Below are 18,306 nucleotides of genomic sequence, written 5' to 3'. Positions count from 1 at the left end.
ATTTATGCGGATTTTAATGGTTTGTTTGGGAAATATATGCCGTTCTCCGATGGCAGACGGATGGCTTCGCCACAAGGTGAAACAATACAATTTATCCATGGAGGTTGATTCTGCAGGAACAGCAAACTACCACGTGGGAGAAAAGCCGGATCATCGGATGAGAAGACTTTCACTCGAATATGGAGTTTCAATCGATGAATTACGGGCACGTCAGTTTACCGTTGCTGATTTTGACAAATATGACATTATCTTTGCAATGGATAAAAGTAACGAGAAAAACATCTTACGCCTGGCCAGAAATGAGCAGGATAAAGAGAAGGTGAGACTTTTTTTGAATGAATTATATCCAAACCAGGACATGGAGGTTCCGGACCCATATTATGGGAACGACCTGAATTTCAAAGAAGTCATTGAATTATTGGACCAGGCAACAAACGCATTTTTAAAGAACAACCGTTTAATACAAAATTAATGAGCGCAGGCAATTTATACCTTATTCCCAATACACTTGGAGGAGAATCAACAGAAGACATTATTCCTCAAAAAGTAGCTGAAATTGCCAGTGAACTTCGGGTATTTGCTGTTGAAGATGTTAAGTCTGCACGTCGGTTACTGCGTAAAATAGACCGCAGCTTCCCGATAGACGAATCAGAATTCTTTGTATTGAATAAAGCAACTGCTGCAACAGAGGTTTACCATTTGATCAAAACCCTAAAAGCAGGTAAAAGTGTTGGGATTATCAGCGAAGCAGGTTGTGCAGGAATTGCAGATCCGGGAGCTGTATTGGTTGCCCTTGCTCACGAGAATGAAATCCATGTCTGCCCTACTGTTGGACCAAGCTCTATTCTTTTGACACTGATCGGAAGCGGCTTTAACGGACAACAATTCTCATTCCACGGGTACCTGCCGAAAGAACAAAAGGAACGCATCCGTAAATTGAAAGACCTGGAACAACGTGTTAAGAGAAGCGGTGAAACACAATTATTCATGGACACTCCGTTCAGAACCATGCACGTATTTGAAGATCTATTGAACATACTGGCAGATGACACGCTGCTTTGTGTAGCATCAAACCTGACCTTATTTAATGAACGTGTCCAAACAAGAACGATCAAAGACTGGAGAGAAAACGCTTACGACTTAAGTAAACAACCTACGATGTTCGCCCTGGGGAAATTATAAATTACCCCAAGTTCAACTGCTGAAAAAGTAAAAGGTTCAAGAAAATCACCCGCATTTAATTTTTGAACCTTTTGAACAATTGAACGCTTAATCTATTTTATAAGTGTCATGTGGCCGTTTTCCGTATACTTTTTATCTGTATTCGGGTCTTTGAATGTCACTGTCCAGACGTACATTCCTTCCGGAACCATTACTCCGTTGTAAGTACCATCCCACCCTACTTTGGCATCTTTTGATTCAAAGATGGTTTCTCCCCATTTATTAAAGATCAATAATCTGAAACTATAGGGGTCAAATCCGGAAGTAAATACAGGCTGGAAAGTATTGTTATGCTCATCTCCATTCGGAGTAAATGAATTTGGAATGTAATAAATCACCTCATCCAATACTCGTACAATGGCATAAGCTGTATCCGGACATCCGAATGCATTCGTTGCAATCAGTCTCACGGAATAATTACTTGCAACCTCATCGTACTCATGAGTCGGAGAAACAGCAGCCGAATTTCCTCCATCACCAAAACTCCAGCTATACCCCGTAGCATTGGATGAAGTATTGATAAAATGGATTTCAGGATGTGTAACCGTCGTTTCGTAAGGAGAAGCTGTAAAAGATGCATCTGCACTTGGGTTGATGCATATAAAATCGGCCTTCGTTGAAGTTGCAGAACACCCGTTCAAATCCGTTACTGTTAATGACACCGTAAAACATCCCGGAGAATTATATGCAGTGGAGGCGTTTAAAACAGATGCAGATGTCTGACCATTTCCAAAAACCCATTGAGCACTGGCTGTCGATGGAGTTTGATTGGTAAAAGTAACCTGCAAATCCGCACAGCCAGATAAATTATCTGCGGTAAAATTGGTTGCCGGAGCAGGATCTACAACAATGGTTGCGTTTGATGCTCCTGAACATCCCCCCGGGATATCATATGTAATAACAAACGAGCCCGGTCCGGAAACACCCGGATCAAATAAGCCGGTTGATGCATTTACAATTCCTGTTCCCGACCAGTTTCCTCCCGGACTTACCGAAGAAAGAGTGACAGCCATATCATTCGCACAGAAAGGTCCGGCAGGCAAAATAGCTGTGGAAACTCCGGTATTCGAAGCTACATTCGTGGTGGCGGTAGCTGTACATGAATTAAGGGTAATTGTTACGGTGTAAACACCAAAGTCAGCATTGGTTATCGATGCAATTCCCGGATTTTGAGCAGTTGAAGCAAATGAATTCGGTCCGGTCCAGGAATAAGTTCCACCCGGTGTTCCGTTTGCTGTCAAATTCAATGGTTGATTTACACACAAAGGCCCATTATTCGATGCTGTAACGGTTGGTAAAGGATTTACGGTAACAGAAATAGGCGCAGATGTTGAAGTACATCCTAACTCAGAAACAGTAACCGTATAAGTTCCTCCGGTGCTGACAGTAACCGACTGTGAGTACGCTCCGACCCACCAGGTATTTCCTGTTGCCGCTGAAGATGTTAATGTAACGGAACCACCTGCACAGAATGTCGTTGGTCCACTGGCAGTGATTGTTGGTACCGGTGGAAGCGGATTAACCGTAACAATCTCAGATAATGAAGTCGATGAACAAGTACCGTTTGAGACTGTTACTGAATAGGACCCTGCTGTTGAAACCGTAATGGATTGAGTCGTTGCTCCTGTAGACCAGGTATTACCAGTTACGGAAGAAGAAGTCAAAGTAACAGAACTCCCTGCACAAAATGTCGTTGGTCCGCTGGCTGTGATTGCTGGAACAGGTGGAAGCGGATTAACAGTAATCACAAAAGGTGAAGAAGTTGAAGTACATGATCCGCTGGAAACTGTGACAGTATATGAACCACTTGCAGAAACTGTGATTGACGGGGTTGTTGCCCCTGTCGACCAGGTATTTCCGGTTGGTGATGAAGAAGTTAAAGTAATGGATCCTCCTGCACAAAATGAACTCGGTCCGCTTCCTGCAATTGTTGGAACCGTCGGTGTTGGATTTACCGTAACTGTTGTTGCAGCAGATGTAGAGGAACAGGAGCCGTTGGAAACAGCAACTGTATAGGAACCGCTGGTTGTAACCATGATTGACTGGGTTGTAGCTCCGGTTGACCAGGTATTTCCGGTTGCAGAAGATGAAGTTAAAGTTACCGAGCTACCTGAACAGAAAGTCGTGGGACCGCTAGCTGTAATTGTGGGTACCGGCGGAAGTGGATTTACTGTAACCGTTGTTGCAGCAGATACCGAAGAACATGATCCACTGGAAACTGTCACCGTGTAAGAACCGCTTGCTGTAACTGTAATGGATTGTGTGGTTGCTCCGGTCGACCAGGTATTTCCAGTCGAAGCAGAAGACGTCAAAACTACAGAACCGCCTGCACAAAAAGAAGTCGGACCACCGGCTGTTATCGTTGGTATTGCCGGAGTTGGATTAACTGTAACAGCGGTGGAAGCGGATGTCGCAGAACAACCATTTGCATCCATAAATGTAACGGTATACGAACCACTGGAAGTAACCGTAATTGATTGGGTCGCTGCTCCGTTTGACCAGGTATTTCCTGTTGCAGCAGATGACGTCAACACTACGGATCCTCCCGAACAAAAAGTTGTCGGACCACCTGCTGTAATTGTCGGTACTACCGGAAGCGGGTTCACTGTTACTGTTGAAGAAGCTGAAGCTGAAGTACAACCGCTTGCTGAAACTGTCAAAGTATAAGTACCGCTTGTGGAAACTGTTACAGATTGAGTTGTCGCACCTGTAGACCAGGTATTACCCGTTGCGGAAGAAGAAGTTAATGTAACCGAACCTCCGGTACAAAAAGTAGTTGGGCCATTTGCTGTAATTGTCGGTGTTGCGGGAGTCGGATTCACAGTAACTATTGTTGCAGCAGAAGTTGCGGAACAAGAACCACTTAAAACAGTTACGGTATAAGAACCTGCAGTTGTAACCGTAATGGATGGTGTTGTTGCCCCGGTTGACCAGGTATTTCCAGTCGCTGATGAAGATGTCAAAACTACAGATCCGCCTGCACAAAAAGCTGTAGGGCCGCCAGCAGTAATTGTAGGCGGTGTTCCTGCTGTTACTGTTACCGTTCTGCTGTTCGTAACCTGGTTTCCGCAGGCATCCGTTACAATAGAATAAAGCGTAATTGTTCCTGCAGTAGGGAATGTAATGCTGGCACTTGCACCACTTCCAACGCTTGGAGTGCCTGAAGGGCTAAAACTCCAGTTGTAGGTATATCCCGGAACACCTCCGGATCCGGATGTAGAAGCAGTAATTGATCCTCCCTGGCAAACGGTTGTTGCCGAAAGCGTGATCGGAGTTGTCGGATTTGCATATTCCAGCGTTCTACCGATCACATTTACCGTAAATGGCGAAGCGGCGCCAATGCACGTATTGGAACACCCCGATGCTCCCCAGCAAGAACGATAAAACTTCAAAACAAAAGTCATACTCTGAGGAGTGCAGCTTGGTGCAGGCAAACAAGCAGAAATATCCGAAAAGATTGTTTGGTTTGTTGCCGTACAGGTTCCGCCTCCAATACCGTTGCAAAACCAATAATAACCGGCTGCAGACGGGCTGTTACAACCTCCCAGACCTATTCTTGTGGCTCCATCCTGAAGCCAGCATGTTGTTCCGTTCGCAGAATAAACAAAGGAGAAATTCACATCTGAAATCGTTGCATTTGCAGGACTTGAAAATGTGAGGTTGTAATCACAGGAATTGGTAAAGTTGCACGATGCGTTGTATCTTGATCCGGTGATCGAAACCTGGCCCAAAAGACCACTTGCTCCCACTGTTGGATCTACAACCAATTCGTATGAAGCAATGTTATCATTAATCCAGTCGTAATCAACAATCAAATCAACCAAATTGGAATGAATGACATATTCTGCTGAACGGGCAAGGCTCTTCGGTCCGCCCTTTGCAAATAATTTAGCCTCATCCATAATAGCAACCTCTGTTGTTCCGTCCATTAATTTCAAACTTCCGATACCGCGGGTATGTGTTCCATTCGAGAATTCAGCATGAATCGGCGATGTGCTCTCTAATTCTTCGCGAAAAACCAAATGGTCAAATGCTCCGAATTCATTCGATTTAACGATGAAGCTGGTTTTAATTGCTCCTCTTTGAACGATCATTTCCGCATCGATTCCCGGGAAAACATGATGTATCATTGCGCCATCTTCCCCAACCGTGTAATCAGACCAATTGGCACTGTACTGATTGACTTCCATTCCATTTTGGACAACAATTAATTTCCAATTATTAAAACGAAGTGTACCGTTAGCATTTTTCAATTCTGTTCGCCCGGCAGCAAAATCAATTGCGGGCTGATCCGGTAAATAAGCTGATTCATATCTTGTAGCCGAAACCGGGTGCAATGAAGGATCAATGGTGACCCATTCTCCGTTTACCGAATAATGAAGGTCTCCCAAAGCCCTTTGCATGAAAAACTCTTTCGTATCATTGAGATTGATGAAATAACGCTCATCGACTGTCCGTTTTTCAAGTACTTCTACACAATTCTCACACGGAGTATTTTTAGGAAGTCTTCCGAAATCAGGGTGGGAATAGTATTTGGGATCATTGTATTTTCTCCATTCATCCAGGCTCTTTAATTCTGAAGCAGGAAAAGATGTCAGATTATTTGCTGTAGCAATCATCCCTGCCTTTGCGTATTTTTCCTGACCAAATAAAGGAGTTGTTCCTATAAAAAATAAGAACAGGATGAAAACGAGGTTTCGAGAGTAGTTTGTTGTCGGCATAGGCCTGAGTTATTTAACGCTATCAGCAAATAGACGTAAATAATCTCACATGGTGGTGTCGGTTTTTATTTTTTTTAACCTTCGATTAATATATCGCTAACCTGGAAAAAACTACAACGTTATAGCCGGATCATTTTGATTTAGAGACCTCTGGCTTTTTTAATATTGTCGTAAGCTTCCTGGATGCGTTGGAATTTCTCCTTCGCCCCCTTCTGGTATTCTTCACCCAAAGAAGCTACTTTATCCGGGTGATAGCGCACTGCCATTTGACGATAGGCTTTCTTCACTTCTTCATCTGATGCGGACTCTTCTATCCCTAAAATTTCGTAATCGGCATTCAGGTTTTGCCTAAACATTCCCTGAACGGACCTGAAATCCATCGGTGGTACCTGCAGCAGGTTTGCCAGGTATTGAAGGGTTTTGATTTCCTGGTCGGAGACTTGTCCGTCAGACTGGGCAATCCCGAACAAGTAATGCAGAAGCTGGATACGGATCTCAACCTGTGCACGCATCCGGATATCCGAACAGATTTGGTCAATCGGAATGCTTGGTGCATCCAAAAAGTGTTTGAGCGTTTGTAAATGAGAGGTATTGAACTGATCCCCGAATTGCTGTGCCAAAAAGGATTTTACGAAGTTCAATTCCGATTTCACCACTTTTCCGTCACTTTTCATCATGTAAGCGGAAAGCGCCAGCAATTGGGTCGGAAAATCGTAGCGTTGCGTTTGCTGCGTGTAATAGTCAAAAATATCCTGGAATGATTGACGAGATCCTCCGCCATTCTGGCCGCCTTGTCCGTTCGGATTGGGTTTTACAAAAAATTGCTGTACAATCCCCCCGATGACGAAACCGGCAATCGCTCCGAAAAAACTCCTGGTTAAAACAAATCCTAAAATGGCAAAAATGATACTATACACGCTACAAAAATAAAATCCCCGTCCAGAAATCAAACTCCCGACGGGGATTGTTCATTATACGAATGAGATGCTTCTCTCAATAAATTTATTTAATTCTTCTCCTTTCAGCATACCCTGCGCAAGCAAAGCAAGATCTGTAAGCTGTTTTACCTTGGTCGATTTCTCGGTGTCGTCCGAAAGATTCAAAAGTGATTCTACTTTCTGATGGTTCGCGTTCACAACCAGGTTGTATGTTTCAGGGAAAGCTCCGAAGAAACCTCCGCCTCCGTATTTTTGCTGTTCCATCATTCTTCGAATAAATTCCGGCTGTGTAACAATAATCGGAGCGTCGGATTCGCTCATAGACTTGAATTCCACTTTGAATTTTTGTTGGTCTACAGCCGATTCAAACAATGGTTTCAACACCGACTGCTGTTCTTCTGTCAATTTTGCAGGCAGTTCACCTTCTTTTTGGATCAATTGGTCCAAAGTGTCCGCATCTACACGTGCAAAACTGAAATTCTCAACGGTTTGTTCGATTTTTGAAATCCAGTGAGGAGCTAACGGTCCATCGATGACTGCAACCTGGTAGCCACGATCTTTAGCTTGTTTCACAAAGGAAAAATGTTCCTCAGAGCTATGTGTATAAAGCGCGATTACTTTTTCGTTCTTATCTGTTTGAAGCGGTGCTATCTGCTCTTTAAACTCATCAATTGTGAAGTACTTCCCATCTGTATTTTTGATCAGGGCAAAGCTTTTTGCTTTTTCCGCAAACTTTTCATCAGACAGCATTCCATATTCCACAAAGATCTTCAAATCGTCCCATTTTGCTTCAAAATCCGCACGGTCTTTCTTGAACATCTCTGCCAGCTTATCAGCTACTTTTTTGGTGATGTGTGCTGAGATTTTCTTCACGTTCCCGTCACTTTGAAGGTATGAACGGGAAACGTTCAAAGGAATATCCGGTGAATCGATGACACCATGAAGCAGGGTCAGAAATTCAGGAACAATCTCCGCAACCGAATCAGTAATGAACACCTGGTTGGAGTACAAATTGATCTTATTTCGCTGAACCTCTACATTTTCCTTAATCTTAGGGAAGTATAGAATTCCCGTTAAATTGAACGGATAATCAACATTCAGGTGAATGTGGAACAATGGATCCTCGAAAGACATCGGGTATAATTCCCGGTAGAAAGCGTTGTAATCTTCCTCTTTCAAATCGACCGGAGCTGAAGTCCATGCCGGTTTCGGATTATTGACCTGGTTCGGAACGTCTACAGAAACGCGTTTTACTTTTCCGTCTTCGTCTTTTTCCCCTTCCGGCGAGTCGATGTATTCTACTTTTGTACCGAAGAAAACCGGGATCGGAAGGAATTTACAGTATTTATCCAAAATTCCCTGGATGCGCGATTTCTCCAAAAACTCAACGGATTCTTCATTGATAAACAATACGATATCTGTTCCGCGTGTATCTTTTTCGATCTCAGACAGAGTAAATTCCGGAGAACCGTTACTTTCCCATTGAACTGCTTGTGAGCCTTCATGACGGGACAAGGTGCGGATCTGTACTTTTTCAGCAACCATAAATGCCGAATAGAATCCTAAACCGAAGTGCCCGATGATGCTTTCAGCCCCGTCTTTTCCTTCGTATTGTTTTACAAACTCTTCCGCACCGGAAAATGCAATTTGGTTGATGTATTTATCAATTTCATCGGCTGTCATCCCGATTCCGTTATCACGGATTGTTAGTGTTTTGGCTTCTTTATCCAAAAGTACTTCCACTTTCAGGTCACCCAACTCTCCTTTATATTCACCTGTTGAAGCAAGCACTTTCAATTTCTGACTTGCATCTACGGCATTTGAAACCAACTCACGTAAGAAAATCTCATGGTCGGAATACAAGAATTTTTTAATGATCGGAAAGATATTTTCCGTTGAAACATGTATTTGTCCTGTTTTCATACTTTTTGAAATTTGGGTTTGTATTGTCAAGGTTTGTGCCAAGTGAGATTTTATGACAAAATGACAGCTGTTCACAAGACCATTAAAAATATTTTTTAACTTTACCCAAAACAACGCCACCATGAAAATCAAATTGTTCCTACTAGTTCAAATCCTGTTCACTTTCTATACTTCTGCCCAATTTGGAGTAGAAAAAGACATCACTCATTCTACCCTGGGAATATCTTCAGTTGTAAGTGTGGATTTGGATAATGATGGCGATGTGGATATCGCTTCTGCATCATTCATATCCGATGAAATCGTATTATTTGAAAATTTTGGCAACTCCACTTTTTTACCATCCGGAAGACATTTAATTACAGCTGGAGTGGATGGACCAGTTTCCCTTAAATATGATGATTTGGATAATGATGGGGATATGGATCTGGTTTCTGCATCGAGTAATGATAACAAAATTGCCTATTATGAAAATCTGGGATCTTGCGATTTCGGACCACAACAAATAATAAATACAGGTATATCCAATCTGAATGAAATATACCTGACAGATTTGGATAACAATGGCTTTTCCGATATCGTTATCTCATCCGTTGGTCTGGTTAAAGTGATATTAAACCAAGGCAGTCTGGTATTCGATAGTCCAACAAACTTATTCACAACAAGCAGCAGTCTTGCTGCTAAATTGCATATCGTTGATATTGATGGAGATTTAGATTTGGATATCATTTATGGCTTTGGTAATAACACGAACCTAACCAAAGTGGTTAATCAAGGAGGAATCACTTTTTCTACTCCACAACTTATCTCAAATCAGGCATATGCTACACGCTACATCAACTCTTTCGATATTGACAGTGATTCGGACCCGGATCTGTTGATTGCATGTGGTGATGGTATAAAACAATTCATCAATACTGGTTCCGGTACCTTCTCAGCCCCAACAATCATAGAGAACAGCTTTACAGGCTGTGTTTACGTTGCATTCAGGGACATGGATTCAGACGGTGATCAGGATTTGATCTGGTCTCAGGCTATCAATACTTTCGGAGCAACGGGATATGTAGGCTCCTATTGGACAAGAAAGGATTCACTCGGTAATTTTACAGATATATTTACTATCACAACCTCGACCCAAGGTAATTTATCTCTGAATTTTGCCGATCTGGACAATGATGGTGATACTGATTTTGTTTCGGGAAGCAGTCTGGACCACAAACTTGCTTACTATAAAAACATTGCAGACACGACCTTTGAACCTCAAAAGTTAATTTCCGGTTCGCTGGCTTCTGTTGGAGGTCTGTGCGAAGTTGATGTAAATAATGACGGTTTACCTGATTTAATAAGTGGTTCAAGCGATGGCAGAATATCCTATTTCAAGAACACAGGAGACAGAACTTTTGATTTTCAGAAAATACTTTACAGCCAATTTGCTTATTCTAACGAAGGTGGTACTCCTATTGTAAGAGCGGGTGATATCGATAATGATGGTGATACGGATATTCTGGCTTATTCAACCTATCATTCCTATACGAATGGTAACAACCTGGTTGTTATCTACTGGTTGGAAAATAATGGCAATGAAACATTTACTGTACATGGGCTTTCTCAACCTACATCTGCAAGCCTGATAGACAACCAACTATTTGATGCAGAACTAGTTGATTCGGACAATGACGGTGATTTGGATATTATTACTTCTCATGAACACGAAGGCTGGATCCGAAAATTTGTAAACCAAGGCGGCGGCGTATTCGGCTCATCCCAATTGGTAAATTATGTAACAAATGTAAAAACCATTGCAATTTCAGATATGGACAACGATGGGCTCAAAGACATCGTGGTTGGTTCAAACCAAATATCCTGGCTGCGCAATCTTGGGAGCAATCAATTCGCTCAAAGTGTAGATCTTGTTACTCTAAATGGTCAAATCCCATGCATGGAAGTAGCGGACCTGGATGGAGATGCAGACTTGGATATTTTGATTGGAAACAGCTTCACTTCTCAAATTAACTGGTTGGAAAATCTGGGGAATCTGACCTTTAGTTCCCCTCATGTTATCAGTCTTCAACCTACTTCTATCATAAGATCTATCACTCCTGTTGATTTAGATTTGGATGGTGATTTGGATATTCTATATTCTGCCTACAATGGATCGACGCTTACGGTTTGGTCTGAAAATACGGGCTCCGGAAACTTCGGACCGTTACAAGCCATTGGCGGGAATCACCTCCAATCCATTACTTATCCTATGGATATAGATAATGACGGAGATAAAGATGTCTTTGTCGTTGTTAATGACTTAGGATCTAAAATCATCTTCTACGAGAATAATTTTATCAATCAATCCAATTCATCCGGACGAATCTTTGCAGATTTGAATCAGAACGGATTATTTGATTCAACAGATGTTGGGATCAATGATGTATTCGTTTTCTCAAATCCTCAAAGTGATTTCACTTTTTCCTATGCCAACGGAAATTATATCCTTCACTTAACTGACTCAGCAGGAATTTATCTCATACAACCAAACACTATTCCTCACTGGAGTTTATCCACAGATTCTGCTCAATACCACCTTTACTTGGATTCACTCAATCTAAACTACTCAAATCTGGATTTCGGTTTTTCACAGAACGATACCGTGCATGAAATCAGTGCCTCATTAAATGGCGGACTTGCGGAATGCAACACTGTTTCAAATTATTGGATAAAGGTCAAAAATGTCGGGACCACCGTCCCATCCGGAATTATTGAATTGGAATTACCTACTCCTGTAAACTATATGGCTTCCAATGTCATTCCTGATTCGATTATAGGTCAACATCTTTACTGGCATTACGATAGTCTTCTTTATTTTAACTCCCACGTAATCCATGTCCAGGCGTTAATGCCTGATTATAGTTTCCAGGGTGATACAATGACCTCTCGATTAACAGTATCAATTATAGATCCTATTGCCGGAATTGAATTATTAACTACCCGAGATTCTGTTCAGCCGATTCATACGTGCGCTTTTGATCCAAATATCAAGACAGTTACTCCAACAGGAATTGAATCTCCCGGATATATTCCGCTAGATTCAGATTGGATGGAATACACGATTTATTTTCAAAATACAGGAACTGATACTGCGAGTAAAATAGAAATCATAGACCAATTAGATCAACATTTAGATTGGTCGACATTAACCCCTTTAAGCAACAGCCATCCAGTTGTAATCAACGGGAACCAAAATGGACGAATTAGCTTTCTGTTTGACAACATTCATTTACCGGATAGTACAACAGACGAACCTGGAAGTCATGGATTCATCAATTATCGCATTAAATTAAACGAAGGTTTGCCATATGGTACTCAAATTCTGAACAAGGCCGACATTTTTTTTGATTTCAACCCTGAAATCACGACAAACCAAACTATCAATACTCTATTTGAATGTCCTACTGAAATAGAGTATACCCTTTCACCCAACCCTTCCTGTGTTGGGAGTGTAATAGTTGGTTCAGTAAACAATGAATTATTCAGCACAAATCATTATTGGAATTTATCAAATTTCGAAACACAGGATTCTTCCAATTTCAATTGGATTTCAGATACAACAGGTTCGTTTTTACTTACGTTAGTTGTAAACAACCCTATTTGTGCCCAACTTGACACAATCATTACAATCAACATCGAGGAATGTTTAGGATTAGATGAGTTTCAAGAACTGGTTCAGTTGGATATCTATCCAAATCCAGCCAATGACTTTACACGAGTTCATTTATTCTCTAAAGAGAAGCAATACTATAAAATCACCCTCGTTCAATTAAACGGGCAAATTATTCAAACAATGGAAATCAATGAAAATGAGACTTATGAGATGGATCTTTCTCTCATTGAAAGCGGGTATTATTTTATAAACTTATTGGATCATTCTAATCAATTAATACTAACTAAAACAATCGTTAAATATTAACTAATACTTAATCGAATACTTACCTACAGTTATGCCCGATCGTAAAATTTCCGAGGTAAAAGAAGATTGAAATAGAAGAAACGCTGTTTTTTAATGAGTTCTATCCGGTGAAACCAGCAGAAAATTTATCATCTTTTCTTACAACTGTTTGACATGAGTTTTTTAGGAATGCTTTCCAAACTGATTGCCCATTCAAAATGGGCAACCCATTTCAGCGTTATTCAAAAATTTTTAATCAATCACTTGATGCGTTTCAGCGGAACACAAATAATATTATCGTGTTTTGGAAGTTCTTCCTCTGTTTTGATCTCTACCAATTTCCCTCTTCGCTCCTTGGTACCCTTTTGCTTATAAAATCGGTAATCCCCGATGGTTTGGACCAGTTTCCATATTTCAGCCGGACTCGGACCGATTTCTTTTTCGCGTTTTTCGGAAACTTCAATGATAAAAACCGGCAATTGCTTTTTGAACCAATTCATTCCTCCGCGAATTACCTGGGGTTCAAATCCTTCTACATCAATCTTTACCAGGTCGATTTTCATCTGTTCGTCAAAAAGATCATCTAAGCGTTCCATTTTGACCTCCACCCCTTTTTGATTGTCGCTTTGAGAAATCAAGGATGCCCCGCCACGGTTTACTTCCCAATTTTCAAACAGCAATGCTGTCCCCTGAGTATCCGAAAGTGCAATCGGAAGCAATTCGATATTTTTGCACTTGTTCAAATCGATATTGGTCTGCAGGATCTCAACAGTGCCCGGATTCGCTTCTACCGCATAAACGATTCCTCCTTCTCTTACCATTTTAGAAGCGATAACGGACATCAAACCGATATTTGCACCGATGTCTAAAAATGAAGCTCCCGGTTTTAAATATTTTTCCAGTAACTGAATGGTTCCTTTTTCATAGGTCCCCGTCTCAAAAAGTGAAAGTTCGACACCTGTATCCAAAGATGGATCAATCATCATTTTAACTCCGTGAATGGTTTTCAGCACATGTTTTCCTACAGATTTAGGATCTGGAAGCAAGAGTTTAGGTAATGACACGGAGAGCCGGCGAATTCCTTTTACATCCCAATCGCGCAATGCGGAAATGAGCTTATGACGAGCGAAAAAAGATTTTTCAGGAATTGACATATTCTGATTTGGTTCGAAGTTACGTTTATTCAGTCAAAATCCTCCCCCCTTTATCCCCTCCGAAGGGGGAGTTTTAAACATTTCTCCAAAAAACTACCAATTTGAAAGGAATAAAAAACGCCGATCTGGAATAGACCGGCGTTCCCATTATCACTATTTTAATTAAGCATAAAGCTCTTCCTGCAGGGTTGCAATTTTTGCATCTGCCAGGTAATCATCGTAAGGCATCATTTTATCAATGAAACCGTTCGGTGTCAATTCGATAATTCTATTTGCAACCGTAGAAACCAACTCGTGGTCATGAGAAGTGAACAACATCGTTCCCTCAAATGCCGACATTCCGTTGTTCAGTGCCGTAATAGACTCTAAGTCCAAGTGGTTTGTCGGTTCGTCCATCATCAGGAAGTTTGCTTTTGCAAGCATCATTCGCGACAACATACAACGTACTTTTTCACCTCCTGAAAGCACAGTTGCACTTTTCAATGCTTCTTCCCCGGAGAATAACATACGACCTAAGAATCCGCGGATACTTACCTCTTCTCTTTCCTCATCTGTTTGTGCATACTGACGCAGCCAGTCGATCAATGACAATTTATCCTGGAAAAAGGAAGAGTTATCGTTTGGCAGGTAAGCCGTTGTGATCGTTGTACCGTAGGTAAATTCTCCTTTATCAGCCTGCATATTTCCGTTCAAAACTTCAAAGAATTGCGTTATTGCAATGGAATTTTTAGAAACGATGGCAACCTTGTCTCCTTTATTTAAAGTGAATGACAAGTCCTTGAATAGGTATTCTCCTTCGTGCATTTTCGTTAATCCGCTTACAGTCAAAATCTGGTTTCCGGCATCGCGCTCCTGGTGGAATGTGATTCCAGGATAACGACGGGAAGACGGCTGAATTTCTTCCAAATCTAATTTTTCGATCAATTTACGACGGCTGGTTGCCTGTTTGGATTTGGAAGCATTTGCAGAGAAGCGCGAAATAAAGTCCTGTAGTTCTTTCTTCTTATCTTCCGCTTTCTTATTCTTATCTGCACGCTGACGAGCTGCCAACTGAGATGACTGGTACCAGAACGTATAGTTACCTGTAAATACATTGATCTTGCTAAAGTCAATATCACAGATATGCGTACAAACCGTATCTAAGAAGTGACGGTCGTGAGATACCACAATTACTGTGTTTCTAAAATCCAATAAGAAATCTTCCAACCAACCGATTGTTTTCAGATCCAGGTCATTGGTAGGCTCATCGAGTACCAACACATCCGGGTTTCCGAAAAGGGCCTGTGCAAGCAAAATACGTACTTTGTATTCGGAAGGAACATCTTCCATTTTCATGTAATGCTTACTTTCATCAATTCCCAGGTTACTCAACAAAGTAGCTGCATCTGTTTCAGCATTCCATCCTTCCAAATCAGCAAATTCAGCTTCCAGTTCCGAAGCGCGCATTCCGTCTTCATCTGAAAAATCCGGCTTCGCATACAAAGCATCTTTTTCGGTCATGATCTCAAACAAACGCTTGTGCCCCATGATTACGGTCTGCAATACTTCAAATTCGTCAAAAGCAAAGTGGTTCTGACTCAATACAGCCATACGTTTTCCGGGTTCCAATTCCACACGTCCGGAAGTTGGGTCCTGCTCACCTGTTAAGATTTTTAAGAATGTCGATTTACCGGCACCATTAGCACCAATAACACCGTAGCAGTTTCCTGAACCGAATTTGAGATTTACATCATCAAAAAGGACACGTTTACCGAATTGAAGAGATAGATTATTTACTGAAATCATGAGAAATACTTGGAATTTTGGTGCAAAGATAGCACATATTCCCCCGTTAAAAAAAAGAATCTCAGAAATTATCAATTATTAATGATTTAATTATCAAGGGCAATCTAAGCAGATCCACCCTTGATAATTTATAATTGCTAATTACTGAACGATTACCCGGTGTGTCGATTTCGCACTTCCCTGAACTGCATTCAGGATATAACATCCTTTTGCAACATTCATCGGAATATGAACTGTTTGAACACCTGAAGACGCCGGAACATCTGTTGTTGAAATAAGTGCACCTTTTAAGTCCATCAATACTAATTTCATTCCTGCCTCGGTATTTGCAATCTCAACGGAAAGATCAGATCCGCTGGAAACCGGGTTCGGAGCCAGTGAGATCGCTGATAATAATCCGTTGTCTTCAATTCCTAAAGTTCCTGAAATATTGAAATTATCAAAATAGAAGTTGGAAGAGAAATCAGAAGCGACGAACTCGAATTTGAACTTTGTCTTGTTATCCGAAGCATTCGGTGTGTAAGTGAAGCTTGCCGTTTTCCAGTCAAGTTCATTATCCGGAGTGAAATCTGTATTCCCGACATATCCTGCAGTTACCAAATTGTTACCGGTAAGTGTTTGACGCTGTATCCATGTTTTTCCACAATCACGGGAAGAATACACGATCAATTTTTCCGTAATATCAGCTGTAGCCGTAGCTTTTGTTCCGTAAGCGTAATCAAAAGAAATCGTAATATTGGAAGTGCTTCTCAAATCGATTGCAGGTGAAATCAAGTAATCCTTTGAATTTCCCAGACGATCATTGTAATACCAATCTTCCGTAAATTGTTGCGCAGCGGAGATATCTTTGAAATTATTCAGCTTGAAACATGCTGTATTTGATTTACCGCCTGAAGTAACGCGGTTAAAGGAAGCGTAATTACCTTCCGGGTTGTGTGTAATCCAGAAATTCCCGTTCTGATTGAAATCTTCCATACGCGGACCTGTGTATTCTGCCCAGTCGCCCTGGATATAGATCATGTTATTCATCGTTTTTGTGTCCGACCCGGCATTGTTTGCAACGGTTAAAGTTACATTGTACCAACCCGGAGAAGCGTAGGTAACCGTTGGATTCTGATCCGTGGAAGATGAAGGTGTTGCTCCCGGAAAACTCCATGACCAGGAAGTAACTCCTGCTTTCCAGGAAGCATCTTTAAATGCAATCGGATCTCCGGCACAAGCAGTCATGGCATTAGCACCTGATCCCACATTCGGACTTATTCCATTCACGTCCACATAAAAGTCAGCGGCAGGAATACAAGTTGCAGGTGTTAGTGAGGATGTACCGGTAAACTGCAAATTCTCTGTCGTATACATGTTACTGCGCCCACTTGTTGTCTGGTCCAGCACATTGTTCATGAAATTGGACTGACCGTTGGTAAACATGGCTGAGCAATAGGAATAATCCATATAATTTTGGGTGTTATCGATCACATCAAACGACCAGTAATTTCCCGGATTCGTTGATTCGGCGCAGGTATTGGCTGCTAAATCACAGTGGTCCAAACCTATGCAGTTCGGTGTATCACCAATAGCATCGTCCAGATCACAATTGGCAGCAAGTCCCGGATCGTTGTTATTTCCCCAGGTATGTGACAACCCCAAATAGTGGCCAACTTCATGTGTCAATGCCCGCGAGCGGTATGGAATGCTCGTTCCGACGCTTCCGGTTGAACTGTGCACCATTACCACTCCGTCAAGCCAGAATCCTGTTCCGGTTACATCTGTCGGGTAATGTGCAAAACCTGCCACATCCGGATCATCCATGGTACCAATCACCCAAATGTTCAGGTATCTCTCACGGTCCCATTGGTTCAGCTTCGAATAGCTGTCTGCCGCAACGGTCTGGTGATTGTAAATGTGTTCGATCCCGTTCGTACAATTTCCCCAGGGATCCAGGGTTGCCAACCTAAATTCCAGCTGTGTATTCCCGATAATAGTATCAAAAGGGGAAACAACAGCAATGGTATCCTGGTTCTTTTTTCCGAAATCCTCATTCAGGATACGAACGGCATCCTGCACCTGCTGGTCTGAAATGTTCTCTACCCCATATTCGTGAACAACATGGAATACAATTGGTATAATACGGACGGTTGTTGACTTCCCGTTGATAACACGGTTCTCTGTGTAGCGGTGAAGCAGTTTTTCATAATCTTCCTTTATCTGCGGATTTTTGGCAATCAGTTTTTGACGCTGTTTATCAATTCCACAACTAAAGTGCTCCTGTGCAAGGACTTTTCCTGTTGTAAGGATCCCTGTGAAAGCAAGAGCTCCTAAAAGTAAATTTTTGCGCATGTTTAATAGCTTTAATAGATTGGACATCATTTATTTATGATGTGTATCTTTCAAATCCGAGGGCCCATTCGCATTTTAAAAATCACACGAAACAAATGTATATGAAGTAATTATACGTTTTGTTAAATGTTCATTTGTTTAGTTAAATGTCATTGAGGCGATTTAAAAGTCCATCTATTAAGAATGAACGGTAGCCAATTTCTGTTAAAATACCTCCGATTAGTACTTTAGGGATACCACAAAATATTCTTTTTAGATTTGAAACGTAAAAAAACCTGGCAAAAAAGTAGGGG

Annotated in this window: 9 protein-coding genes; 3 read left to right on the top strand and 6 right to left on the bottom strand. The window is 41.5% G+C overall.

The features are described from left to right. Positions 1-4: 4 nt before the first annotated feature. Complete coding sequence (locus tag QZT69_RS08990) at positions 5-472, top strand: low molecular weight protein-tyrosine-phosphatase (protein ID WP_294673258.1); 468 nt, start codon at positions 5-7, stop codon at positions 470-472. Then, positions 472-1,182 carry an SAM-dependent methyltransferase gene (locus QZT69_RS08985; RefSeq protein ID WP_294673256.1) on the top strand — a complete coding sequence of 237 codons (711 nt, stop codon included), beginning with the start codon at positions 472-474 and terminating at the stop codon, positions 1,180-1,182. Before QZT69_RS08990 ends, QZT69_RS08985 begins: the two co-directional genes overlap by 1 nt. A 92-nt stretch (positions 1,183-1,274) precedes the next feature. Here the strand turns inward: QZT69_RS08985 and QZT69_RS08980 are convergent, their stop codons facing one another. The 3 genes from QZT69_RS08980 to htpG all read right to left on the bottom strand — a co-directional run bounded on the left by QZT69_RS08980 (position 1,275) and on the right by htpG (position 8,803). Beyond that, positions 1,275-5,942, bottom strand: a complete 4,668-nt coding sequence (locus tag QZT69_RS08980) for a PKD domain-containing protein (protein ID WP_294673254.1) — start codon at positions 5,940-5,942, stop codon at positions 1,275-1,277. Between the two features lie 140 nt (positions 5,943-6,082). Further along, entirely contained in the window at positions 6,083-6,859 is a 777-nt protein-coding gene (locus tag QZT69_RS08975; protein WP_294673252.1) for a TerB family tellurite resistance protein, read from the bottom strand. Between the two features lie 54 nt (positions 6,860-6,913). Further along, the gene (gene htpG, locus QZT69_RS08970) at positions 6,914-8,803 is read right to left on the bottom strand and encodes a molecular chaperone HtpG (protein WP_294673250.1); all 1,890 of its coding nucleotides are present in this window, start codon (positions 8,801-8,803) and stop codon (positions 6,914-6,916) included. 121 nt (positions 8,804-8,924) lie between these two features. Between htpG and QZT69_RS08965 the strand changes: the two genes are divergently transcribed. Then, positions 8,925-12,761, top strand: a complete 3,837-nt coding sequence (locus tag QZT69_RS08965) for an FG-GAP-like repeat-containing protein (RefSeq protein WP_294673248.1) — start codon at positions 8,925-8,927, stop codon at positions 12,759-12,761. A 239-nt stretch (positions 12,762-13,000) separates the two neighbouring features. Here the strand turns inward: QZT69_RS08965 and QZT69_RS08960 are convergent, their stop codons facing one another. The 3 genes from QZT69_RS08960 to QZT69_RS08950 all read right to left on the bottom strand — a co-directional run bounded on the left by QZT69_RS08960 (position 13,001) and on the right by QZT69_RS08950 (position 18,013). Beyond that, positions 13,001-13,894 carry an FkbM family methyltransferase gene (locus QZT69_RS08960; protein WP_294673247.1) on the bottom strand — a complete coding sequence of 298 codons (894 nt, stop codon included), beginning with the start codon at positions 13,892-13,894 and terminating at the stop codon, positions 13,001-13,003. Between the two features lie 162 nt (positions 13,895-14,056). Then, complete coding sequence (locus QZT69_RS08955; protein WP_294673245.1) at positions 14,057-15,679, bottom strand: ABC-F family ATP-binding cassette domain-containing protein; 1,623 nt, start codon at positions 15,677-15,679, stop codon at positions 14,057-14,059. A gap of 141 nt (positions 15,680-15,820) precedes the next feature. Further along, a complete protein-coding gene (locus QZT69_RS08950) occupies positions 15,821-18,013 on the bottom strand; it encodes a M43 family zinc metalloprotease (protein WP_294673244.1) in 2,193 nt (730 codons plus the stop codon). Positions 18,014-18,306: the final 293 nt, after the last annotated feature.

It is taken from the genome of uncultured Fluviicola sp. (genome assembly GCF_902168135.1).
Classification (GTDB): domain Bacteria; phylum Bacteroidota; class Bacteroidia; order Flavobacteriales_D; family Crocinitomicaceae; genus Fluviicola.
The sequence above is the reverse complement of the archived record's forward strand: the minus strand, read 5'-3'. Positions and strand labels throughout refer to the sequence as shown.